Raw genomic sequence first — 22,238 nt, 5'->3', positions numbered from 1 at the left:
GGAATGGCGGGGTTTGAGAAAGATAGCCAACGTAAGCCAGCCGACATCTCCTTACCCGCTGCAACGTCCAAACAGATCGTTCAGATACGCCGCCAGATGCAGTCCCGATTTGGTCATCTGCGCATGGAGCAGTGGCCGGGCGGTGTAGAGATAGTCACCGTCGATCGTCTTCGACTTGGGATAGACCTGCGGATGAAGCGCCCGCGCCTCGTCGACCCATGACACGGGATCGGGGCTCGACCACGCGATGGCCTGCTCGCTGGTGATCCGGGCGAGCAGATAGTCGGTCCATTCGGTGTAGGACATCTGCTCGCTGTCGATCAGCGTCGAATCCCAGATCGTGTGCAGGTTGGTCTGTTGGCCGCGCAGCGTCACGATCTCGTCATTGCCCCCGCGGTCGCGGGCATTGCCCGAATGCAGCGGCTGGCCGAGATCGCCGGCGATATGAACGATCATGCGCAATGCGTCGCGTCGCGCGGCGATCGGCGCCTTGCGGTCGCGCACGACGGCCCGGAACTTGGCCAGCGCCGACACCGCATCGCCCTGCGGGGGTACGCCCGCCTGCGTATAGGTCTTGCCGTCGGGTATCGTGACGAAATGCCAGTTGAAGGTCGTCTTGCTCCAATAGGGATCGGACTGCATCCGCATATAGTCCGCCCAGTTGGCGGCATCGGCGAGCGTTTCGACGCCGAGGAGATCGCGGATCTCCAGCCGGGTCGTGCCGCAGATGAAGCGGTCCGCGATCGCGCCGCTGACGCGGTGCCCGGTCGGCCCCCACGCCATCGCCGGTGTCGATGCCAGCGCCAGCGCGCCGGCGAGAAAGGCCCTGATGAATCGCATGCTGTAATCCTTGTGCGCGACGGGGAGGCGCCGTGACCTCCCCGTCCGTCGGTCAGAAGTCGAAGCGGAGGCCGACCCGCATCTGCCAGAGCGAGGCGCTCTGATAGGTCGTGGCGGTCTGCCTGCTCGCATTGGAGTAGAGATAGCGGGCGCACGGATTCCCCGCCGCCGCGACGCACGAAACGTTGGCGATGCTGACCGAGTCCGAGAAGACCTTGTAGGTGTTCCAGTTGCGGTTGAGCAGGTTCAGCACATTCTCGACATCGGTGAAGACCTTCGCCTTGCCGAAGAAGAACGGGATCTCCTGCGACACATGGAGATCCAGTTTCGAGAAGCCCGGCGACGTGCCCAGGTTGCGCGGCGCGATCGCGCCGTAATATTTGCGCAATTTGCTGCCGTCGACGGTGGCACGCAGCGCGTCGAGCGTCGCCTGGTCGGCGAACTCCACCACGCCGACCTGCGGACGGCCCGCCGCATTGATGATCGCCGCCTGATCGAAATCGGGAACGTAGAACAGATGCCGCCCATTGCCGCCGACCGTGCCGAACACCTGCGACCGACCGTTGCTGGCGTCGGTAAAGGTGTAGCTGTACGGGCGCCCGCTGCGGAATTCCTCGAACAGGTCGATCCGGAACTCGTTGTCGCCGAACAGGTCCGCCCTATAGCCGATCTGCACCTTGCCGTTGTGCCGTGTCTCGAAGCTCGAGCGGCCCAGCGTGCCGCGGTTCGGGTCGGCGGTGGTGACGCCCAGCAACTCGGTCGGCGTATAGCCGGTGAACGAACCGACATCCTTCACGTCCGAATAGATGTAGTTCGCGCCGAGCGAGAGCCCACCGATGCGCTTGCCCAGCCCTACGCCGAGAACGCGCGAACGGCCCTGGCCCGTGTTGCGCAGCACGATGTCCCAATTGGCGCCGACCGCGGGATTGTAGCGCGGGCGGCCATCGGGAAGCTCGCCGATCTGGGCGGTCCGCACGTCGGTCGCGACGAAGCCGTTATTCACTTCGCTGGCGAGCGCGCTGAGGTTGAATTCCCAATTGTCCGCGATCCAGCCGGGGCCGAACGGCAGGCTTCCCGACCAGTTGAGCGCGACATTGGCCTTCCAGGTGGACGCCAGCTTCAGATCAGGGTCGAGCGCTCCGACCGAGGCCGCCGCGGGGGCCCCGGCACCCGCCAGATACTGGTCCAAGACGCTTGGAATGCCCTGGCCGGTGACGTTGTCGAGCGCCGCCGATCCCAGCGATGGGGCGATGTTGGCCGCGGCCCCGGTCTGGGTGGCATCGACGAAGCTGGTGCCGTTGCGCTGGAACAACAGGCTGTTCTGGCGCACGCCGTCGTTCGAGAAGGAGTTCGAGAACCAGACATCCGGCGTCCCGCCGCCGAACAGGCCGGCGCCGGCCGACAGGCGCAGGTTTGGCTTCGCATCCCAGGTCACGCCCAGCCGCGGCTGCAGCACGCCGCCCGTCGGCATCGCCGCATTGGAGAAGCCGTACGCCGAGAGGAACCGGACGTTGAGCTGCGGTCGGTCGGCATCGACCCAGTCGTAGCGCAGCCCGCCGGTCACCGTGATATCGGGTGATACCGACCAGCTGTCCTGCACGCCGAACGTATAGGACATGTAATTGAAGCGCGCGGCCGCGTCCGCCGGATCGCCCGACAGCGCGTTGGCATAGGTCAGCTGGTTCGCACGCCCCGCCTCGAGATCGGCGATCGAATCGAAATAATATTTCCCCTTGGTCGCGGGGACGAACAGGTTGTTGATCTTGACCTGCTGCCCCTCGGCGAGGAGCTTGATGACGTGGCCGCCGCCCGAATATTGGCCCGACCACGACACGCCGCTGTTCCGGATGCTGAGATAGTTGGACTGGCGGAACTGATCGGGGCCGAGCAGGACGCGGCCATTGGGGTTGGCGCCGGTCGGGGCGAGGCAGTTCAGCCCGCTGCCGCGCGACACGGGGTCGAGGCAGATCTCGAACTCGGGGAAATCGCTGCCGCCATAGGGGTTCTGCGTCCGCTCGTAATCGCGGCGCGTGACGCGCAGTTCGGTCGAGAAATTGTCGCTCCAGTTGGAATTCAGCTGGGCGGCATAGGCGTTGGTCGTCTCGCCGAGCAGATAGAAGTTGGATTGCAGCCCGACCGACGGGTTCGACCCGGTCTCGCTGAAGCCGACATCGCGCGGCACCTCGTTCTTGTGGTAGATATATGTCAGCGCGAGCCGGTGCCGGTCGCTGATGTTCCAGTCGAGCTTCGCCGACGCCTTCTTGTCCTTTTCCGGCAACGTTTTGGCGATGTCGAGCGGGTCGAAGCCGTAGCGGCTGTTCAGGATGCTGCGGACGCGGTCGACGTTGGCGCGGGTGACGAACGGGATCTCGGTGCTCGCGCCCTCTCCTGCCAGGCCGCGCGCGCTGACCTGGCTTTCCTTGAGCTGCTCATAGGATATGGCGAAGAACAGCTTGTCCTTGATGATCGGGCCGGACAGGTTGCCGCCGTAATCGCGGAAGCTCGGCACCGGGGTCAGTCGTCCCGCCGCCGCCGGGACGACCGTCCCGTCCGAGCGGACATTATCGTAGGTCTTCGTGCCCTGAAGCGAATCGTCGCCGAAGATTCCGAAGGTGCTGCCATGGAACCGGTTGCTGCCCGATTTCAGGATGATGTTGACCGATCCACCCTGGAGATCGCCCTCGGAAATGTCGATCGGGACCGCCTTCACGTTGAGCTGGTCGATCGCATCGAGAGAGACGATGCCGCGCGCCGACGGCAGGCCGCCTGCGTTGAGCCCGAAATCGTCGCCGATCGCGACGCCGTCGATGGTAAAGCGATTGCCGCGCGGGCTGGCGCCGCCGATCGAGATCGCCCGACCGCGCGGGTTCGGATCGAGGCTGGTGAGCGGGTCGCGCCGCAGCAGGTCGCGCAGGTCACGATTGACCGACGCGATGCCTTGGATCGCATCGGCGTTCAGGCTCGTCTGCCCGGCGACGGCGAGACCGTCACGCTTGGCGCCGGCGGTAACGACGATGTCGTTGCCGGTCTGCGCATCGACCGTGACGTTCAGCGTGACGGTGCTGCCAGCGGCGGTCTGCACGCCTTCTGTGGTCTTGCTGTCGTACGACGGTGCGTTGACGGTCACGCGGAACGGTCCGCCTGCGCGCAGACCGGAGGCATTGAAATTGCCCGTCGTGTCGGTCGCCTGGGTGACCTGCGTGCCGGACGGCATGTGAACGATCGTGACCGACGCATTGGCGACGGGCTGTCCGCCCGCATCGGTGACGCGACCACGGACGGCAGAGGTGGTTTCCTGCGCGAACGCGGGCTGAACGCAAGCGACGGTAAGCGCCAGAACACTGGCGCCAATGGCGGTTAGTCTCATGAAATCTCCCTGGGCCGCTTGCCATTTCGGCCTAGCGGAGGCCCCTATGGGCAGTGTTCATGTCAGTGTTGTTACGGATCGGATCGTTTGCGGTTTGTGGATGATTTCTGCCAGCCTGACTTTGCTGGAAAAGAATTCATGGCGGGACAGTCGCCGGGGCAATCGCAAGGATAGCCGTCCGGGGCACCTGCTCTTGTAACTCAGTTCTCGATTGCTTTTTCCCGAAATGACCTGTCGGACATGGAGAAACGGGAAAAATCGTGCCTATGGAGTGGCCGTTATCGGGAGCCCGGATCGCCAGCCTTAACGTCCGGGTGTGGGCGTTTTGGGTCCGTCCGCTTTACCGCCCGAAAGCTGCCAGTCGGCTTCAGGAACGGTTGGCAAGCTGGGAGCGCCTGAACGTCCCGACCTGGTGTTTAGCGGACAGGCAGCTTTCAGGAGGCAGCTGGCGATTGCTGCCGTTCCCAAAAGGATCAATTATGGAAGTCGTTTCAGGTTAAGGTTTGGCGTCGGCTTCCTCTGTGAAGGGCACATCGAACGGTCCGGAAACAATGCGCCCGCTAACCTTTGAACCGGTGCTATCCACATGCAGCACCATGTCAGTCGACAGTATGAAGTAGGTGTCCGGCGACGACGCATAGAGCGGCTCGCTGACTCCTTCCTTCAGCGACAAGGCCAAGCCCGATCCTTCGCCGGTGATCGAGAAAGAGCCAAGGTTTGGAATTGCGTAGTTGCCAACCAGGCGCGCGCGCATGAGCGCCGGGATCGGCACACTCGCGCGCTCGATGCTACGGTAGCTTGGCCAGCCATAGGCTGCGGCCACGCTGCGGGTAATCTCAAGCCCCAACTCATTGCCCTGAGCGCCGTTGGTCATGACGGCTACGCCATCGCCAGTGTCGGTATAGGCTACCAGGAAGTTCTCATATCCCTCGTTGCTGCCCCCATGCGAGAAGTCGCGAGCGGCAGATGCACCGTGGACCTCAAGGCCGAGGCCGTAACCGCCCTTGCCGGGTGTCAGCATCTCCGTCGCGAGCGCCCGGCTGAGAAGTGCGCCCGTCTTGCCGCGAGCGCTGTTACGCACGGCTATGGCGTAGCGCAGCAGGTCGCCCGGCGTGCTCCAAAGACCCGCTGCGGCCAGTTCCGGGTAAGTGTGGGGTCCGCCCAAAACGGGCACTCCCGTCCCATCGTGCGGCCAAGCTGCGTTCGCCAGCAAGGCAGCGTCGAGCGGCTGCGCGAAGTAGCTATGCGTCATGCCGGCGGGACGGAGCACCTCGTCGCATAGCACGTCGGCGAATGTTTGGGCTGTCACATCGCCGATTAGCTTCTGAACGACGGTATAGCCCCCGCCGGAGTAGCGCCAAGCCGTGCCCGGCGTGGTCTCCACGACAACCGGCTTGGTGTTCGCAGGCGCGCGGCCGGCGAGCACGTCATCGACGCTCGGCACCGGTAGGCCGGCAGCATAGCCGGGAAAGCCGTGTACCTTGGTCCCCGCAGTGTGCGAGAGCAGCTCACGCAACGTAACGTGCGCGCCGGGCGGCGTCGGCAGTTTCCAGCCTCGAAGCTGCCCGTTCACGTCGCCATCAAGCTTCAGGCGGCGCTGCTGGACGAGACGCAGCGCGGCCAGCGCCGCTACCGGCTTGCTAATCGAACCCGCCTGAAAAAGAGTGTCGGGTGTCACCGGTATCCCCCCGCGCGCGTGATCCCGTATCCCTTGGACCATTCGATCGTTCCGCCACGCAGGACGGCGACGCTGGCACCGGGCACGTGCAGCCGACTCATCTCTGCGGCAATCGTTCGAGGTGACGCTGGCGTGCCGGCCAGCACCACAGCGGAGGTCAGGCCGTGCTCGACCTCAGCAATCTTTGATGGTCCAGAAGCAAGTGGCTGTTGCTGGGCGGCGACAGGAGCGGACACGAAGGCCAAAACGAACGCTACTCGAATTTGCCCGATCATCATCCCCGCCTTCTGGTGTCCTACTGGGCTAATACGCTACGCATTACTGCCGGGCGTAGCAAGGACCCTGCTGCGGCCCCGTACCGACCGCCATTGCCCTTGGTCCATTCTCGATCGAATTTCGGGAATGGCCGAGCTTGGTGGAGAGCGGAACGGCCGCTTTTGGGTGCCGATCGGCGAAAGCGGGCGTGTATTTATATGGCAGGGCAAGGCACGCATGAGGACCAAGCGCGACTCATCGCTGCGTCTGCGCAGTTCGCCACAGCTGACGCAATAATGCCCGATATTGGCAAAAAGCGGTCAGATATCTGGGCGCATTCATATTTTTTACGCATTGGCTACGTATCGGCGATCGCTGGATATCGTTGGGATGCGGCATCGACGTCGCAAGCTTGTAAAGGCGCTGGGCATGGGAATTGATCGCCGGACCTTCATGCTCGGTGCATCCGGTGCCGCCGCTGCACAGGGGGGGGCCGCGTCCGCGCTGCGCCGATCTGGAGGCGGTGGCTCAATCATGGACGTCGAGCATGTCGTGGTCCTGATGCAGGAGAACCGCTCGTTCGATCATTATTTCGGCACGTTGCGCGGTGTGCGCGGGTTCGCGGATCCACGGCCAGTCGCGCTGCCCGGCGGCCGGTCGGTATGGGCGCAGCGCGGCGCGGATCGCGACGGGGGACGGACGATCTGGCCGTTCCGGCTGGACTATAACGCAAGCAACGCACGCTGTTTCACCGGGCTCGATCACAGCTGGAAGGACAGCCAGGCGCGCTGGCGCAACTGGGACGTATGGGCGGACCAGAAGGGCCCCCTCACGATGGCGCATCTCACCCGCGCGGACATTCCGTATTATCATGCGCTGGCTGACCAGTTCACGATCTGCGACGGCTATCACTGCTCGTTGCAGGGCCCGACCGGCCCGAATCGGCTCTATCATTTCAGCGGTACCAGCGGGCTCAGCGTCGGGCAGGAGGGGGTCTACTGCGTCACCAATGGCGGCACCGACCCGAACCCCGGTGCCGATATGGCCGAGGACGACGCCACCGAGGGACTGCGCTGGCGCAGCTATGCCGGACGGCTGGAAGACGCCGGGATTGCGTGGCGCATATATCAGGAGGCCGCGAACTATTCGGACAACCCGCTCGGCTATTTCAGCGAGTTCCGGAAACTGAACCGCGCGTCGTCGCGCTATCGGCGCGGGCGCGCCTGTGTCGACTGGATCGACGGTGTCGCGCCCAGCGATCCCGAGAAGACGCAGGCGAAGCACCTGATCGCCGCCTTCGCCGCCGATGCCGCCGCGGATCGGTTGCCGGCGGTGTCGTGGATCGTGCCGATGATGCAGATGAGCGAGCACCCCGATGCGCCGGTGCCGTTCGGCGAAGTGCTGATCAGCAGCGTGGTCGCAGCACTCGCCGCCAACCCGGACGTCTGGGCTAAGACGGTGCTGATCGTCAACTATGACGAGAATGACGGCTTCTTCGATCACGTGCCGGCCCCTGTCCCGGGAATCGCGCCGCGGTACGGCGCGAGCAATGTCGACGTCCGCAGCGAAACCTATCAAGGCGAGCCCGTCGGGCTTGGGCCCCGTGTGCCGATGACGGTTATCTCGCCCTGGACGCGGGGCGGATGGGTCAATTCGCAGCTGTTCGACCATACCTCGGTCCTCCGCTTCCTCGAGAAGCGCTTCGGCGTGATGGAGCCGAACATCTCGCCGTGGCGGCGCGCGGTCTGCGGCGACCTCACTTCAATCTTCGACTTCGACGTGCCGCTACGCGCGCGGCGCGATACGCGCTGGGCGGCGGCTTTGCCGTCGGTCTCTGGCTATGTCGCGGAGACCGAGCGGTTGTGCGCCACCGCGCCGCCGCCGGTCATCGCCAACGGACAGGGCGTGCCCGCGCAGGAGACGGGGACACGCCCGGCGCGTGCGCTGCCGTACCGGTTTGCCGTCGAGCCCTTGTGGTCAAGTTCGGGCCTGACGCTGCGCTTCGTAAACGAAGGCCCGGTGGGTGTCGTTTTTGGCGTGCAGGACGAGCTGGCCTTTCCGGGATGGCGCTATTTCACCGTGGCTGGCCAGTCGCGCCTCGAGGAGAGGTGGGACGTCGGGCCGGGCCAACCGCACGCGCTGGTGATCCGCGGGCCGAATGGCTTCCAGCGCGACGATCGCGGTGGGGGCGACGGCGCGCGCATCGAAGCCGCCTGGCACGATGCCGGCACGGGCGGCGTAGTCCGGCTGCGCAACCGGGGCGTTGCGCCGGTGGCGATGGCGATGCACTGCGCGCATTCGGGTGCGCGCCGCGAGATCGTGGTCGCGGCCGAAGGCACGGCGCAGCTTACTATCCCGTCCGCCGACCATCGCTGGTATGATCTGCTGTTGACCGCGCCCGGCGGGGTGCGCCTGCGTCTGGCGGGTCATATCGAGACCGGGGGGACCAGCATCAGCGAACCGGCCGCGCGCTTCCCGCACCCCGTCTGAGCCCGACTGTCACGGCGCTGTCGCCAAGCCGGCCTAGCCGGGCTCCGTGGGCAGGGTGGACGGAATGCATGGCGGCGTGACCGTAGACGACAGGATATTCACGCCGCGCTTCCTCTCGCTCGCGGCGATGGAGTTTCTCGAACGGTTCGCGGTGTCGGGGATGAAGGCTCTCCTCGTCCTGCTGTTGGTCGATCGGTTGCTGATCGGCGACCTGTCGCGCATCGTCGGCGCAACGGTGTTGCGCGAGGCGAGCTTGGCGATGTTCGGTCCCGTCTCCACGACAGGGCTCGCCTCGCAATTCTACGGCTATGTCAATGCGCTCATCTACCTTGCGGTCCCGGTCGGCGGTCTGATCGGCGATCTGATCGCAAGCCGGCGCGCGATGGTGGCAATCGGCGGCGTCGCGATGCTGCTTGGCCTGACGCTGATGCTCAGCGAACCGACCTTCCTTCTTGGGCTCATGCCCTTCGCCGTGGGTGCCGGGCTGCTGAAGGGCAACCTGTCCGCGCAGGTCGGGTTGCTGTTCCGCGACGACGCGCAGCGGCGGCGCGGCTATACCGCCTATCTGGGCTGTCTGAATGCCGGGATCATTTGCGGCCCGCTGGTATGCGGCGCGCTCGCCGCGTTCGCGGGCCCGAGCTACGCGATCGGCGCAGCCGCGGCGGCGGTCGCAGGGGGGCTGGCGCTGTGCGCGATGACCGGCCGTGACCTGGTCGAGCATCAGGTGCCGAGCGCATCGCCGCCAGGATCGCCGGCCGGAAATGCGCCGGCAACCGCGCTGCTCGTGGTGGCGCTGGCCTCGGTCTATCTCTGCTATTCGGCCTATGATCAACTCGGCAACATCTTCCTGCTCTGGGCGCGCGAGCGGACCGATCGGCAAATCTTCGGCTGGACCATGCCGGTCGCCTGGTTTCTCGCGCTCGACGGCGTGTTCACGCTCGCGTTGATCGCAGGGGCGGGGCTGCTCTCTCGAGCGTTTGCGCGGCGCGGTATCCAGGTCGGGTCGCTGGTCCAGATATTCCTCGGCGGCGTGCTGTGCGCGGCCGGGTACCTCGTCCTGGCGCTCGGCGACACGATCAGCCGCGGGGCGCTGCTCGGGCTGCCCTGGACGCTGGTCTATCTCCTGCTCATCGACGGCGCGATCGTGCTGATCTGGCCCTCCGCGCTAAGCCTAATCGCGGGGGCTGCGCCGCGCCGCCTGATCGGCTTCTGGATGGGGCTATTCTATCTCCATGGCTTCGTCTCGAGCCTGTGGGCGGGGTTCAGCGGCGTGTATTACGAGCGGGTCACCAGCCCGCATTTCTGGCTGCTGCACGCCGCCGTCGCGGGCGGGGGCGCCATGCTGATCCTCGTCGCCGGGCCCCCGCTCGCCCGGCGCCTTCGTTAGGCGATCATGACGTCGGCGTGAGCGAAGGCGCGTGCGTATTCGTCCGCGAGCGGCTTGTCGGTCACCAATAGGTCGACGTCTGTCAGCGCCGCGGTCTGGATCAGCGCATACCGCCCGAACTTCGACGCGTCCGCGGCGAGCAGCACGCGCTTCGACGTGGCATAGGCTATCCGGCTCATCGTTGCCTCGCCGGGATGGAAGTCCATAAGCCCGCGCTCCAGGCTGATGCCGCCGACCGACAGGATCGCCAGATGTGGCGTGAAACCGCGGACATAGTCCTGCGCGACGTGATCGGAAAAGGCGCGATAGTCATAGTCCATCTGACCGCCGGCGAGGAACAGACGGTTGTTGTTGATCCCGCCCAGGTCGGTCGCGACGCGCAGCGAGTTGGTGATGACGGTCAGCGATCGCCGCGAGGCCAGATGCCGGGCGATGAAGCAGCTGGTCGTGCCTGAATCGATGAACAGGATCGCACCGTCCTCAATCAGTTCGGCGGCGGCGCGTGCGATGCGCAGCTTTGCGTCGGCATTCTCCTCCATGCGCTGGTGGAGCGGTCCTTCATGCACGGGCGTCGTCATCCGCGCGCCGCCATGTTCGCGGATGATGACGCCGTGATCCTCGAGCGCGCGCAGCTCGCGCCGGATCGTCTCGTCCGAGACCGCCAGCTCGGCGGCGAGCGCGCTGACCGACAGCGTCCGGCCGCCGCGCAGGCGCGCCATGATCTCGTGCTGGCGTCGTGATCGCTTCTCTATTTCGGCCTCCATCGTCGGGTTAGGACATGCTCCATGCCTCGGCCGACTGGCAAGCGCGAGCCGACCGAGGAGGCGTCAGAATCCGACGACCGCGGTCAGACGCACCGAGCGCGGCGTCTGGTAGTTGACCGGCGCGCGATAGTCCGAGTTTGCCGACCCGTCGCTCAACTCGCCGAAGTTATTGTACGACGTCGTCGCCGAACTATCGAAGACGTTGAACACGTCCACGCGCAGTGACGCCTGCAGATGCGGGATCGGCAGGTGGACGACCGCGCTGACGTCGAACTGCGCCAGCCAGTCGCCGGTGAACGCCGTCCCGCGCGGGATCAGCGTGCCCTGACAATAATAGCCATAGCCGTGATACGTGTTCGCATAGGCATCGACTGCAAGCGGCACCGCGCCGATGCAGCTGTAATGCGGCGCCGACTGCACCAGCATGTTGGCGCCGAGATCGAGCGCCTCGAACACCCGGTAGCTGCCATAGGCCTTGAAACTGTGGCGGCGATCGTTGGGCAGGTAGCCATAGGCGCCGTTGACGAAGCCGGGTGAATCGAAGTCCGCGGTGCGGTTGATCGCGAGCTGGCCGTTTTCCGAACGCACGCCGCCCTCGTAATTGCCCTTGTCGAACGCCAGCGTGTACGACGCCGACAGGCTCCATTTCTCGTCGAAGCTGCGATCGAAGGTGAGCGTCAGCGCGTTGTAGTTGCGGCTGGGCTTGGGGTAGCCGAGTTCGGACGCCTTGAGCGTTACCGTCGGGGTGGTGCCGTCGGGCAGCTTGTTGATTTGCGTCGTCACGTCGCGGCCGGGATTGGCGATCACGAACTGGCTGCCCCCCGGATAGGCCGATTGGCACGCCGCCGCGGTGAACCCGGCGCCGACGCAATAGGCGCGCGCACCGCCGTCGATCGAGATGTCCTCGATCACGTCGGTCAGCGCGCGGTGCGTGAAGTATGCGCCGATCCGGATCCGGTCGCTGAACTGGTGCTCGACGCCGATGATGAACTCGTTGTCCGACTGCGGCTTGATGTTGGTGGCGATCGCGCCGGCCGGGTTGAACGCCGAGCCGTCGGCAGAGACCTCGCAGTTGCGAATGCCGGTGTCGGGGCAGGCCGTGGTGTTGACGACCGACAGGATCGGTGCGCCGGCGTTCGGTACGCTGCCCGTGCCGCTTACCCCGGTGAACACATTGTAGCGCGTGTAGGTCACCAGGCTGCCGGCGACGTTCAGGTTGATGTCACCGGCCATCGGCAGGTAATATTTCGAATAGGAGCCGAAGACCTTTGTGCGTCCGTCGCCGACCGGATCGAACGCGGCGCCCAGGCGCGGCGCCCATTGGTTGCCCGATTCGAAGAACGACTTTCCGTTGACCCCCTGGTTGCTGAAGCGATCGTTGCGGACGCCGATGTCGAGCCGCAGCCGATTGTCAAACAGCGACCATTGGTCCTGCAGGTAGAAGGCTTCGTTACGGACGTGCGCGACGCCGCTCTGTTCGTAGACGCGCGTGGTATAATATTGCGTACCGACCGGTGCCCCGATCCGCGCCGCCGACTCCGCGGTGACGTTGAAGATCTTGTACGCGCCGCCGCCGATCGTCTCGAATGTCTGGGTCTGGGTGTTTTTCTCGTGGTCGTAGCCGCCGCGGACGTGATGCGCGCCCAGCAACTGGAATTGCAGGTCGGCGTCGACGCGGTAGAATTCGCGTTTGTTGTCCGTGCTGCTGAACGCGTCAGTGACCTTGTTGGCGCCGATCTGGATGCCGGCGGGGTCGCTGCGATAGTCGATGACCTGCGGGTTGGTGACATCGAGCGGCACGCTGCCCGAGCGCAGCTTGTTGACGCCATATGCGCCCGACAGCGTCAGCCACGGCGTGAAGGTGCCGGTATAACGACCGACATAGTTGATTCCGCCGGCGCGCGCATTGGTGCCGCCCGTCTCGGCGCCTAGCCTGTCGGCGGTGCGATCCCAGTTATAGCTGCGGTTGCGCGTCTCGTTGGTGGTGTCGAAATAGGTGAATTCGAGATGATGGTCGCCGGTGATGTAGCCGTCGATCTTGCCGCCCCAGAACGGGCTGGTGTTGGCAACCCCGGTGGCGTTGTCCTGATTGGCCTGCGGCGTCTGCGAGCGGATCTCGCGCAGGTTGTAGAGGCCGTAGATGAACAGGTGATCCTTGATGATCGGCCCGCTCGCCTGGAAGATCGCTTCCTTACGGCTGGCGGTTGCGTGGGCATAGTCGACCGTGCGGGTCGACGGCGCGCTGCCGCGCAGGCCTTCGGGATCCCAGATGCCCGTCACGCTCGCATGGTATGCGTTGGTGCCGGACTTGGTCGTGGCGACCACATATCCACCGGTCGCACGGCCGAATTCGGCGGGCGCACCGCCGGTCTTGACCTCGACGGTCTGGTAGAAGTCGAACGGCACTTCGGCTGGCTGTCCACCCGACACGAAGTCGGTGACGTTCAGGCCGTTGATGTAGAAGGCGTTTTCGGTGAAAGCAGCGCCGCCGATCGATACCTGGTTTGCAAAGCCGCCATTGGAGGGCGACGAGCCTTGGACCGCGCCCGGGGTCAGCAGCATGACGTCGCGCAACGTTCGGCCGATCGGCACGCGCGTCGTCAGCGACCCGAGATTGATCGTGCTGCCGACCGTCGTGTCTTGGAAGTCGGCGACGCGCTGGCGGGTGCCCGTGACGACGATGTCGCCGCTCTGGTCGGCGGGCACGAGCCGGAAACTGTTGGCGCCACCGGATTCGCGCGTCAGCGCGATGCTGCGCTCGTTATAGGTCGCGAAGCCCTTCGCGGTGATGGTGACGTCGTAGTTGCCGGGGGGCAGCTGGGGAATCGTGTAGCTGCCGGTCACGTCGGTGGCCGCGCTGCGGCTGACACCGCGATCGGAGGACGTGATCTTGACCTCGGCACCGACGATCGCGATTCCATCCTCCTGCGTTACCCGGCCGGATGCGGCGATGTTGGTATAGTCCTGCGCGTCGACCGACACAGTCCCCAACACGACGGCCCCGGCGGTGGCGCCGAGCATCAGCAATGCGCGCAGAGCTGCGCGCGACGAAAGTCGCGTGGACCGAAACATCAGAACCCCTTTTGTAGCCGCCAGTGCGGGTGACCCGCGCTGCTGAAGGCCATCTAGTCGAGGGTTGTGGAGTTTCTGTGACAATCAATCATAAAACGAACAGTATTAGGCGGTAGGGGGAGGCAGGGCGCTGGCAGACAAGATTTCGCGGTCTCAGCGCTTAGCGGCAGGTCGGCCCGCAGGTCTTGAGGTTCAGAACCGGAGCAACTGCAAAATGATGGCGGATACGGGGTCGGGCCACCGCCTATGATCGTTAGGTGTGTGGCATCACGCCTGAGATGGAGCCTGGAGACGCGTGCATATGGATAAACGACCGTTGATCGTATTCGACGTCAATGAGACGCTGCTCGATATCGAGTTCCTTGAGCCCTTCTTCGCCGAAATTTTCGCGGCTCCCGGTCGGACGCGGGAATGGTTCGCGCAGGTCATCCTGTACGCCGAAGCGGTCTCGCTGGCCGGGCCTTACATCCCGTTCGGCAAGCTGGGCGGTGGCGTATTGCGGATGCTAGGCGAAATCTACGACATTGCGGTCACGGACGACCATGTTCGCCAGCTTGGCGCGCTGACGGCCGATATGCCGGTACATGCCGATGTCGCTGCCGGTTTGGCTGCGCTGAAAGACGCCGGATGCTCGATCGTCACGCTTACCAACTCGCCGAAGAGTCCCGGGCCTGATGCGCTCGACAGGGCAGGACTGGGCCCGATGTTCGACCGCCGGTTCACCGTTGATACCGTACATCGGTTCAAGCCGACGCCTACGACCTATCAATTGGTGCAGGATGCCATGGGATCGTCGCCAGACACTATCTGGCTGATCGCAGCCCATACATGGGACACGATCGGCGCGCAGGCCTTCGGATGGAAGGCCGCCCTGGTCACGCGCGGCGTGAACGCACCTTTAGTCCTGGACGGCATTCCGCAACCGACGCTTGTTGCTCGTGACGTCGACGAGGCCGCGCGCGCGATCGTAGCTAGACACTAGCGCAATGCCTTTACAGCCAACGGTCTTGGTGTGGTCCAACTCGCTACACGCGTGGTCCCATTCGATGTGAACGAATGGCCGAAGTCGGGACGCCGCCAAGGGCTCTCGAACGTCCGGCTCTGGGTCTCAGTATCAGGGAAGGTGAAAACTGCCGTACTCTGTTCAGCGCCTACGGACTGACAGTCGACGAACCTAGCGCAGTCCCATCCGATCTAGCTTTTTTAGCAGGCCGACCCGCGAAAGACCGAGGTTGCGGGCGGTGTGAGTGTGGTTATGGCCGGTCAGTACCAGCGCCTCGGTGATACGGCGGTACTCAAGCGCTGCTATCTCCTCCTCGAGCGTCTGTGGCGTGCCGACGGTTGGCAGGTCTGCGACGGCGTCGCCGACGGCGAAGGCGAGATCGGCTGCGCCGACATCGACGCCGATTGCCGATCGAGGGGCCAACGCAGCCGCACATTCGACGGCCGAGCGCAGTTCACGGACGTTACCGGGCCAGCGCCGCTTCGCCAGCCAGTCCAGCGCGTCCGGTGCGAACTGGCCAGTGCCGTCGCTGGCGCGGCGTAGAAAAACCGTGGCGAGCAGGGACACGTCGGTCGGGCGTTCGTCGAGTGACGGCGTGCGCAGAACGACGCCCTTCAGTCGGTAATACAGGTCTTCGCGGAAGCTGCCGTCGGCAACGCAGGCAGCGAGGTCGCGGTGGGTCGCGGCGACGATACGGACGTCCGCGATACGCGGCTCGCGCGCGCCCACTGGCTGGAAGCTGCCGTCGGCCAGGAAGCGGAGCAGCTTGACCTGCATGGCCGCGGGCATCTCGCCGATTTCGTCGAGGAACAGCGTGCCGCCAGCTGCGGTCTCGACGAGCCCAGGACGGTCGCTCGTCGCGCCGGTGAAACTGCCCTTGAGATGGCCGAACAGCTCGTTTTCGAGCAGCTCGGGCGGGATCGCACCGCAATGGACAGGCACGAGCTTCCGGTCGGCGCGCGGGGAGGCAAAGTGGAGCGCACGCGCGACCAGCTCCTTGCCGGTACCGCTTGGACCGAGCACCAGAACGGGCAGACGGGTCGGTGCGACCCGCCGGATCAGGTCGCGCAATGCGGCCATTACCGGTGTAGTGCCGATGAGTCCCATGTCCTCGGCACCGGTCTCGCGAGCCTTGAGCGCAGCGAGTTCGCGCGCGAGGCCCGCGCGTTCCATCGCGCGGGCGACGACGATGCGCAGGATGTCGGGGTCGACGGGTTTGGCAAGGAAATCCCATGCGCCGGCATCAATGGCCTTCAGCGCAAGCGCGTGGTCGGCATGGCCGGTCATGACGATGACGGGCGCAGGCGCGAAGCTGGCGATCAGCGCCAGCCCGGCTTCTGGATCATGGTGCGGTGGCATCGCGAGATCGAGCAGGACGAGGTCGGCGGGTGCCTCGGCAAAGGCGGCACGGGCGGCGTCGCCATCGCCGACCACGCGGACGTCATGGCCGAGACCGCGCAGCCACGCGCCGGTGAGCCGCTGGAAGGCGGGTTCGTCGTCGGCCAGCAGGATGCCGCTCATTACATATCTCCGAAGGTAAGACGGAAGCAGGTCGACCAGCCAGGCCGCCAAGCGAGCGTGACGGTTCCGCCATGCGCCTCCATGATGCGGCGGACGATGGCGAGGCCCAGGCCGGTGCCTCCGGGGCGGCGCGAAACGAACGGGCGGAAAAGGTTGTCGACGATCTCGGGAGCGATGCCGGGCCCGTCGTCGCAGACGTCGATGAACACAGGGGGGCCCTCTGCGGCGACGATGGTGACGTTCGTGCCGAGCGCGCGCGCGTTGTTGACGAGGTTGGTGAGCACTCGGACGAGCGCCCGGCGGTCAGCCATGACGCTCAGGTCCTCAGGCACTTCGAGTCCGACGCCCATCTGCCCGACGAGCTCGATCAGGCGAATGGGCTGCGGCACCACCGTCCAAGCACGCGAATAATCGAGGATGTCGCTGACGAGGTGATTCATCCGCGCAACCTGTTCGCTGATTTCCGCGCGCACCTCGGACGGGGCACCCGTTGCTGCCATCGTCACGATCCCGAGAGGGTTGCGCAGATCGTGCGCGACGGTCGCGGCCAGTTCGCCCAGTTCGATCATCCTGGCTTGGCGTTCGACATCAACCAGCCGGTGCGCGGCTGCAAGGCGGCGCGCAGTTTCCTCAACGAGCCCGGCGAACCGGTCGACGACGTGGCGTGTCGCTGGCGGCGCATCGTTCCAGCCACGCAGGGTCACCGTTTCGCCGGTGACCGCCAATGACGGACCGTCGTCGACCACTGGCAAGTTCAGCCGCAGCACGAGCAACACATTGGCGATCGTCGCGAGTTCCGTCGTGTCGGTCGCTCCGGCTAGCTGGTCGCGCCAGTCTGCGACGTCGGCGTCTCTGACCCGGCCGCCGGGAAACACGACCGCATCAGCCAGCCGCTTGAGCGGGGCGAGCACGAGAATGCCGAGCGCAAGCGTCGCGGCGAGCGCTGCCCAGGTCGCTAACAGGCCCGCTGGCCGGCCGGCCAGCACGAGCGGCACCGTGGCGATGCCTACGCTGTCCGCTCCCGCCAGCGCCACGAGCAGAATCCAGACGAGCCCACGCCGAGCCCAAAGGTCCGTCGCCATGAAGCGATACCGCAGGATGCCGTAGACCAAGGCGACCGAGTAACGCGGCAGCAGCAGGACCGGCCAAGGATAGGCGTCGATCCCGAGCGCGGGGAAGGTGAAGCCGGTGAGTGCGACGAGACCGATCAGGCTGGAGACGAATACCGCGCCGGCCTGGCGGCGATGCTGCCCTTGCTGCTGCACCCAGGTCTGCGTGAGACGAAGATGGCCAATCACCGACAACAGGCCGGCGAAACCCAGCACGCCCCAGCCGACGATTGACGGCACGAACATGCCAGGGAAGCCGTGCCACGGCACAACCTTACCCACTCCGAATATGAGGCCTACGATCGTGGCAAACCCAGAACGATATGAACAGCGTTACAAATTGAAAAATCAGCGGCTGAACGATCAAGGGCCGTTTCAGTGATCGCGATTGCCGTGCCGTCATGACAGCGCGCGTAAAAGGTAGCCGACGCCCCTGATCGCGTGAATTTCGACCTCCGCCCCGGCTTCGAAAAGTTTTCGTCGAAGCCGCGAAACATGGGAATCGAGTGTATTGGATTGGATATCATCGTCGAACCCATAGACCGCCTGTTCGAGCGCTTCGCGCTGGACGGTCCTGCCGCGTCGCTTCACGAGCGATCCGAGCACCAGCAATTCCCGGCGGGCCAGGTCGACCCGGACACCCCGAACGGTCGCTTCCTCGTTGGTCAGATCGAAGAGCAGTGCGCCGACCCGAACCTCGTCGGCGCCCAGTTCGGCCGGACGACGCCGTATCGCACGGATGCGCGCGAACATCTCTTCGAGCGCGAACGGCTTGATGAGATAGTCGTCAGCCCCTTCGTCGAGTCCGGCGACACGGTCCAGGACTTCTCCTTTCGCGCTTAGCACGATGATCGGCAGCCCGGGATTGTCGGCGCGGAGTGCCGGGATGATCGAGAGGCCGTCCCCGTCGGGCAAGGTCCGGTCGAGTAGGACGAGGTTATAGCTAAAGCTGCGCGTCACCTCGTGCGCCATCGCCAGCCGGTCGGCATGATCGACGATGAACTGCTCGCGCTCAAGCGCACCGCGCAGCGTGTCGGCAAATTCAAACTCATCTTCGATCAGGAGAATCCGCACCGGGGCACCTCGTTGTCGACGTCAATGGAATCGCCATCCTCCAGCCGATCTGGGTGGGATGGTTGTCGAACAGCCGGCACGACGCCACCCCGGATGCCGGCCTACTCTTCGTAACCAGCGCGGTCCTTTTCGCGGGCTCTGCGCGCCCGCTTCTCCGCGAGCTTCTCCCGGGCAGGTCGGCCCAGTTCCTGCGCCATCAGTTGCTGCTCCATGAGAGTCGAGTTCTGCCGGTCGCGTCGGCGCTGTTGCTGCATCATGCAGCCGGTATAGGCTGGCGAGCCGCGACTAGCGCCCATCTTGGCGCAGGCCGCCTGATCCTTTCGCTTCTGGGCCGTGGCCCCGCTGCCGAGCATAACGGCACCCATCATGGTTGCCCCGATTGCAAGGCGGCGCAACCCTCGGGCATTAACTTTCAGTTTAATCATAAGATCTCTCATGGTTGTGAGTGGTCGACCAACGTGATGGTATCCGTGGTCGAGTCTTCGATGGCACGTGGCCAATCGGTTATTGCCGGATGGACGGGTGATCTCGCTCAGACCGTCGATGCGTTCTAGCGATACCGCCAGCCGCCATGATGCCGGTACCGCTGATTATAATAGCGGCCTTCATTATAGTATCGACCGCGATACCGTCGGTCGTCGTGCCGACGCGCGTGGTCGCCGTATCGACCGGGGCGATGCCGGATCTGGTCACGGCCGGGTCGACCACGACGGATCTCGCCGCGGTCACCCGCCTGCTCATATCGGGAGCCGCGGTCGCCGGGTTGAGCATTGGCAGCAATGTTCGTGCCAAGCATAATGAACGCAACCGCGGCCGGCATAAGTCTTGTGATCATGTCACTCTCCTGCGACCTTGCACTGGTGGTCACCAAGAGGATGTGACAGGCGTAGATTGCCCGAACATGGCGGTTCAGCGCGGTACGTGGTTGCGCCAATCCCGCGCCTGACGCTCGATCCCGAAATACATCGAGACAACGTGCGCCTTCGATCACCCGGGCGAGCGCGCACCGGGTTTGAAACCATGGCGACCCGCGCTGACAGCAATGCAGAGCGCGGTCAGCGAAAGCGCGAGCACGACCCACGAGAAGGTGCCTGCACCCGACGTATCGAGCAAGATGCCGCCGACGATGCCGCCTGCGGCGATTGCGCTATTCCAGACGGTCGTGATCATCGCATTGGCGAGGTCGACGCCGTCACCTGCAGCATCGGCAGACGCCGTCTGCAGTTGGGTTGCTGCACCGCCGAAGGATACCCCCCAGACAACGATACCGGCGATCACCACCGCAGGGATCGTACCAAACAGAATGGCGGCAAGCGCGACGCAGACGAACGTGACCAGGCTGACCAGCACCAGACGGCGCAACATCCGGTCCGCCAGCAGCCCCGTCACCCAGATACCCACAAGCGCTGCCACGCCAAAGGTGAGCAGCAGCACATCAATCCGATCTTGCAGGCCCGACAGCGCGGCGAACGGCGCGACATAGGTATAGAGGATGTTGTGCGCGGTCATCCAGGCGAAAATCGTCGCGAGAATAGGGCGGATTCCGGGCGTCTTGAAGACGGCTCCAATCGACAACCGCCGGTGCGCTGACTGGCCGGCGAAGTCGGGCACTGCCCATAACACCCAGCCGATCAGCAAGACCGTCGTTCCCGACATCGCGAAGAACGCCGCCCGCCAGCCCACGGTCGCGCCGAGAAAGGCACCCGCTGGTACACCGAGCGAGAGCGCGATGGGGGTACCGACCATCGCGATCGCGAGCGCCTTGCCCTTGAGCGGGCCGATCACCATCCGCCGCGCATAGCCTGCCAAAATACCCCAGGCGAGGCCGGCCGCCACACCGGCCAGGAAGCGCACGACCAAGGTCAGCCAGTAATTACCTGATATGGCGGTGATCGTGTTGAAGATCAGGAAGCCAATGATTGCCGCCAGCAGCGTCGGCTTGCGGCGCAATCCTTGCGTCCAGGCCGTCAATGGGATCGCGGCGACCAGCGAACCCACGGCATAGGCAGTGACGGTTTGCCCCGCGAGCGCTTGGGAAACGCCAAGTCCCTCCGACATGCTGGGCAGCAAGCCGGCCGGCAGCGTTTCCGTCAGGATAGCCGTAAAGCCGGTCATGGCGAGCGCCAGAAGCGCAGCGATCGGCAGCGTATCGCGCCCACCTTCCACGCGTACGGGTATTGGATGTGCCATAGAATACCTCACTTGTGGACTGAATGATCCACAAGTGTATGATGCGCTACTGGTTGTCAACGACTTCCGGACCGACTACTCCAGAAGTCAGCGAAGGAAGATGACATGGCCCGTACCGGACGCCCGCGAGGATTCGATCGTGACAAAGCAGTCGGGCAGGCAATGCACCTGTTCTGGGAGCATGGTTTCGAAGGCGTGTCGCTGGAGCAATTGCGCCAATCGATGGGCGGCATCTCGTCAGCGAGCTTCTACGCGGCCTTTGGGTCCAAGGAGGCCCTGTATCGGACCGCTCTAGAAGACTATCGCGCAACGCATGGCAAGGTGGTGCTGGCCTTGCATGATGAGGGGCTTTCGCCGCGGCAGCGCATAGAGCAAGCATTGCGCCGGTCAGCTGAGATGCAGACCGACCCTGCCCATCCGACTGGTTGCATGGTCACGCTCTCGAGCACTATCTGCTCTGTCGATGGCAGATCCGTTCAAGCGCTGACCCTAGCGGAGCGGGTAGCGAACCGTGCGGCGATCCGGGCCTGTGTCGACGCGGCGATCGAGGATGGCACACTGCGGCACGACACCAATCCGGCCGGACTGACCACGCTGTTCGACGGGTTTTTGGTCGGCCTTTCTCTTCAGGCTCGCGATGGCGTCTCTCACGAAGATCTCGATGCGGGGGTCACGCAGGCATTGGCTGCTTGGGATGCAAACTCTGGCCGGCCTTAGGGCCGCGTTTGTACGTGGCGGTCCGAAGTACGCTGAATTACCCGCGGACTATCTATACGGAGACCCAGAAGCGGACGTCCGGACTGCCCCTGTTGCTTCCCGACTTCGGACAATCGTTCATAACTGATCCAACGGTCGGTTAGCGCCCTAATCTCAGCCGTTCAGCTTGGTTCTGAGCGATCCCGAAACCGGCCACTCGTCATCCAGCTCGGGCCGAGAGCGCTCCGGACCGGGAGAGGCGGACCAAGCGCCGCCTTTGCAGACAATCTGGTGGCACCGCTCGAAGCGTCGATCCGGCATGTCTTCTCGCAGCGGTCCCGCGCAAGCGCTAGTCGCGATCACCTCGCGGCGGTCACCCGCCGCTGAGACGACGCTCGCGCTTGCCCGGCGATGTAGCCGACGCTGTAAGGGTCACCGCCCTCATCGTCGGAATCGCTCTCGGCTTCGGCGAGCTTGCTATATTCGGCCTCCCACTCAGCGAGTGAGACCTTTTCCATCAGGTAGAGGTCACGGTGGAGCGACAGATCGTCGAGATAAAAGACGCGAAAGCAGGATAGGTGAAGGCAATGCTAGCAGCTTAGGCGAACTCCCGATGTTGCGCGCCCTTGGCCCCCGCTCCGGCTCTCTCCTCGGGTTGGGTCCGGTGACGCCACCGCGAGCGTGGACCGGGGCCGACCCGTCCACGTCGACGACGCGGGTGGCGACCGCCTCGTGGACCGAGCCCACGTGCCGGCCGGAGATGCCGCGGCGGAATGGTCACGCACGAGGCGC

The 22,238-nt window shown here is 64.7% G+C and carries 16 protein-coding genes; 4 read left to right on the top strand and 12 right to left on the bottom strand.

Translation table 11 applies throughout. The features are described from left to right. Positions 1–51: 51 nt before the first annotated feature. The 3 genes from IFT54_RS12360 to IFT54_RS12350 form a co-directional block, all read right to left on the bottom strand. Entirely contained in the window at positions 52–840 is a 789-nt protein-coding gene (locus IFT54_RS12360) for a S1/P1 nuclease (RefSeq protein WP_192070863.1), read from the bottom strand. A gap of 52 nt (positions 841–892) precedes the next feature. Continuing rightward, positions 893–4,207: a TonB-dependent receptor gene (locus IFT54_RS12355; RefSeq protein ID WP_192070862.1), complete on the bottom strand. Its 3,315-nt coding sequence runs from the start codon at positions 4,205–4,207 to the stop codon at positions 893–895. Positions 4,208–4,703: 496 nt separating this feature from the next. Then, positions 4,704–5,885, bottom strand: coding sequence for a serine hydrolase (locus IFT54_RS12350; RefSeq protein WP_192070861.1), 1,182 nt, complete (start codon positions 5,883–5,885; stop codon positions 4,704–4,706). Between the two features lie 684 nt (positions 5,886–6,569). On the opposite strand from IFT54_RS12350, the gene IFT54_RS12345 reads away from it, so the two are divergent. Together IFT54_RS12345 and IFT54_RS12340 are read left to right on the top strand one after the other, a co-directional pair. Beyond that, a complete protein-coding gene (locus IFT54_RS12345) occupies positions 6,570–8,630 on the top strand; it encodes a phosphocholine-specific phospholipase C (RefSeq protein ID WP_192070860.1) in 2,061 nt (686 codons plus the stop codon). A 64-nt stretch (positions 8,631–8,694) separates the two neighbouring features. Next, positions 8,695–10,017, top strand: a complete 1,323-nt coding sequence (locus tag IFT54_RS12340; RefSeq protein ID WP_192071088.1) for a POT-type proton-dependent oligopeptide transporter — start codon at positions 8,695–8,697, stop codon at positions 10,015–10,017. On the opposite strand, the gene IFT54_RS12335 is transcribed toward IFT54_RS12340, so the two are convergent. Together IFT54_RS12335 and IFT54_RS12330 are read right to left on the bottom strand one after the other, a co-directional pair. Beyond that, entirely contained in the window at positions 10,014–10,781 is a 768-nt protein-coding gene (locus IFT54_RS12335) for a DeoR/GlpR family DNA-binding transcription regulator (protein ID WP_274602288.1), read from the bottom strand. The two genes, IFT54_RS12340 and IFT54_RS12335, sit on opposite strands and share 4 nt — an antisense overlap. A gap of 63 nt (positions 10,782–10,844) precedes the next feature. Continuing rightward, positions 10,845–13,853: a TonB-dependent receptor gene (locus tag IFT54_RS12330; RefSeq protein ID WP_192070858.1), complete on the bottom strand. Its 3,009-nt coding sequence runs from the start codon at positions 13,851–13,853 to the stop codon at positions 10,845–10,847. A gap of 316 nt (positions 13,854–14,169) precedes the next feature. Here IFT54_RS12330 and IFT54_RS12325 point away from each other — a divergent pair, with 316 nt between their 5' ends. Further along, the gene (locus IFT54_RS12325) at positions 14,170–14,835 is read left to right on the top strand and encodes a haloacid dehalogenase type II (RefSeq protein WP_244648915.1); all 666 of its coding nucleotides are present in this window, start codon (positions 14,170–14,172) and stop codon (positions 14,833–14,835) included. Positions 14,836–15,027: 192 nt separating this feature from the next. Here the strand turns inward: IFT54_RS12325 and IFT54_RS12320 are convergent, their stop codons facing one another. The 6 genes from IFT54_RS12320 to IFT54_RS12295 all read right to left on the bottom strand — a co-directional run bounded on the left by IFT54_RS12320 (position 15,028) and on the right by IFT54_RS12295 (position 20,726). Continuing rightward, positions 15,028–16,377, bottom strand: a complete 1,350-nt coding sequence (locus IFT54_RS12320) for a sigma-54-dependent transcriptional regulator (protein ID WP_192070856.1) — start codon at positions 16,375–16,377, stop codon at positions 15,028–15,030. Continuing rightward, positions 16,377–17,732, bottom strand: a complete 1,356-nt coding sequence (locus IFT54_RS12315) for a sensor histidine kinase (protein ID WP_192070855.1) — start codon at positions 17,730–17,732, stop codon at positions 16,377–16,379. The genes IFT54_RS12320 and IFT54_RS12315 overlap by 1 nt, the downstream gene beginning before the upstream one ends. 153 nt (positions 17,733–17,885) lie before the next feature. Further along, complete coding sequence (locus IFT54_RS12310) at positions 17,886–18,560, bottom strand: response regulator (protein WP_192070854.1); 675 nt, start codon at positions 18,558–18,560, stop codon at positions 17,886–17,888. 101 nt (positions 18,561–18,661) lie between these two features. Then, positions 18,662–18,985 (bottom strand): hypothetical protein, encoded by a 324-nt coding sequence (locus IFT54_RS12305; protein ID WP_192070853.1) that lies wholly within the window; start codon positions 18,983–18,985, stop codon positions 18,662–18,664. A 79-nt stretch (positions 18,986–19,064) separates the two neighbouring features. Beyond that, entirely contained in the window at positions 19,065–19,331 is a 267-nt protein-coding gene (locus tag IFT54_RS12300; RefSeq protein WP_192070852.1) for a hypothetical protein, read from the bottom strand. Positions 19,332–19,547: 216 nt separating this feature from the next. Continuing rightward, the gene (locus IFT54_RS12295) at positions 19,548–20,726 is read right to left on the bottom strand and encodes an MFS transporter (RefSeq protein ID WP_342354821.1); all 1,179 of its coding nucleotides are present in this window, start codon (positions 20,724–20,726) and stop codon (positions 19,548–19,550) included. Between the two features lie 129 nt (positions 20,727–20,855). Here IFT54_RS12295 and IFT54_RS12290 point away from each other — a divergent pair, with 129 nt between their 5' ends. Beyond that, on the top strand, positions 20,856–21,467 hold the full coding sequence (locus IFT54_RS12290) for a TetR/AcrR family transcriptional regulator (protein ID WP_192070851.1): 612 nt from the start codon (positions 20,856–20,858) through the stop codon (positions 21,465–21,467). 338 nt (positions 21,468–21,805) lie between these two features. Here the strand turns inward: IFT54_RS12290 and IFT54_RS12285 are convergent, their stop codons facing one another. Beyond that, complete coding sequence (locus IFT54_RS12285; protein ID WP_192070850.1) at positions 21,806–21,964, bottom strand: hypothetical protein; 159 nt, start codon at positions 21,962–21,964, stop codon at positions 21,806–21,808. Positions 21,965–22,238 lie beyond the last annotated feature (274 nt).

Source organism: Sphingomonas sp. CFBP 13714 (assembly GCF_014842205.1).
Classification (GTDB): Bacteria; Pseudomonadota; Alphaproteobacteria; order Sphingomonadales; family Sphingomonadaceae; genus Sphingomonas; species Sphingomonas aerolata.
The sequence above is the reverse complement of the archived record's forward strand: the minus strand, read 5'-3'. Positions and strand labels throughout refer to the sequence as shown.

What these genes read in the sequence shown, in the direction of transcription:
- IFT54_RS12335 (WP_274602288.1), bottom strand. Translation starts at nt 10,781, where the DNA reads ATGGAGGCCGAAATAGAGAAGCGATCACGACGCCAGCACGAGATCATG.
- IFT54_RS12285 (WP_192070850.1), bottom strand. Translation starts at nt 21,964, where the DNA reads ATGGAAAAGGTCTCACTCGCTGAGTGGGAGGCCGAATATAGCAAGCTC.
- IFT54_RS12345 (WP_192070860.1), top strand. Translation starts at nt 6,570, where the DNA reads ATGGGAATTGATCGCCGGACCTTCATGCTCGGTGCATCCGGTGCCGCC.
- IFT54_RS12290 (WP_192070851.1), top strand. Translation starts at nt 20,856, where the DNA reads ATGGCCCGTACCGGACGCCCGCGAGGATTCGATCGTGACAAAGCAGTC.
- IFT54_RS12305 (WP_192070853.1), bottom strand. Translation starts at nt 18,985, where the DNA reads ATGATTAAACTGAAAGTTAATGCCCGAGGGTTGCGCCGCCTTGCAATC.
- IFT54_RS12355 (WP_192070862.1), bottom strand. Translation starts at nt 4,207, where the DNA reads ATGAGACTAACCGCCATTGGCGCCAGTGTTCTGGCGCTTACCGTCGCT.
- IFT54_RS12330 (WP_192070858.1), bottom strand. Translation starts at nt 13,853, where the DNA reads ATGTTTCGGTCCACGCGACTTTCGTCGCGCGCAGCTCTGCGCGCATTG.
- IFT54_RS12320 (WP_192070856.1), bottom strand. Translation starts at nt 16,377, where the DNA reads ATGAGCGGCATCCTGCTGGCCGACGACGAACCCGCCTTCCAGCGGCTC.
- IFT54_RS12340 (WP_192071088.1), top strand. Translation starts at nt 8,695, where the DNA reads ATGCATGGCGGCGTGACCGTAGACGACAGGATATTCACGCCGCGCTTC.
- IFT54_RS12360 (WP_192070863.1), bottom strand. Translation starts at nt 840, where the DNA reads ATGCGATTCATCAGGGCCTTTCTCGCCGGCGCGCTGGCGCTGGCATCG.
- IFT54_RS12315 (WP_192070855.1), bottom strand. Translation starts at nt 17,732, where the DNA reads ATGTTCGTGCCGTCAATCGTCGGCTGGGGCGTGCTGGGTTTCGCCGGC.
- IFT54_RS12300 (WP_192070852.1), bottom strand. Translation starts at nt 19,331, where the DNA reads ATGCTCAACCCGGCGACCGCGGCTCCCGATATGAGCAGGCGGGTGACC.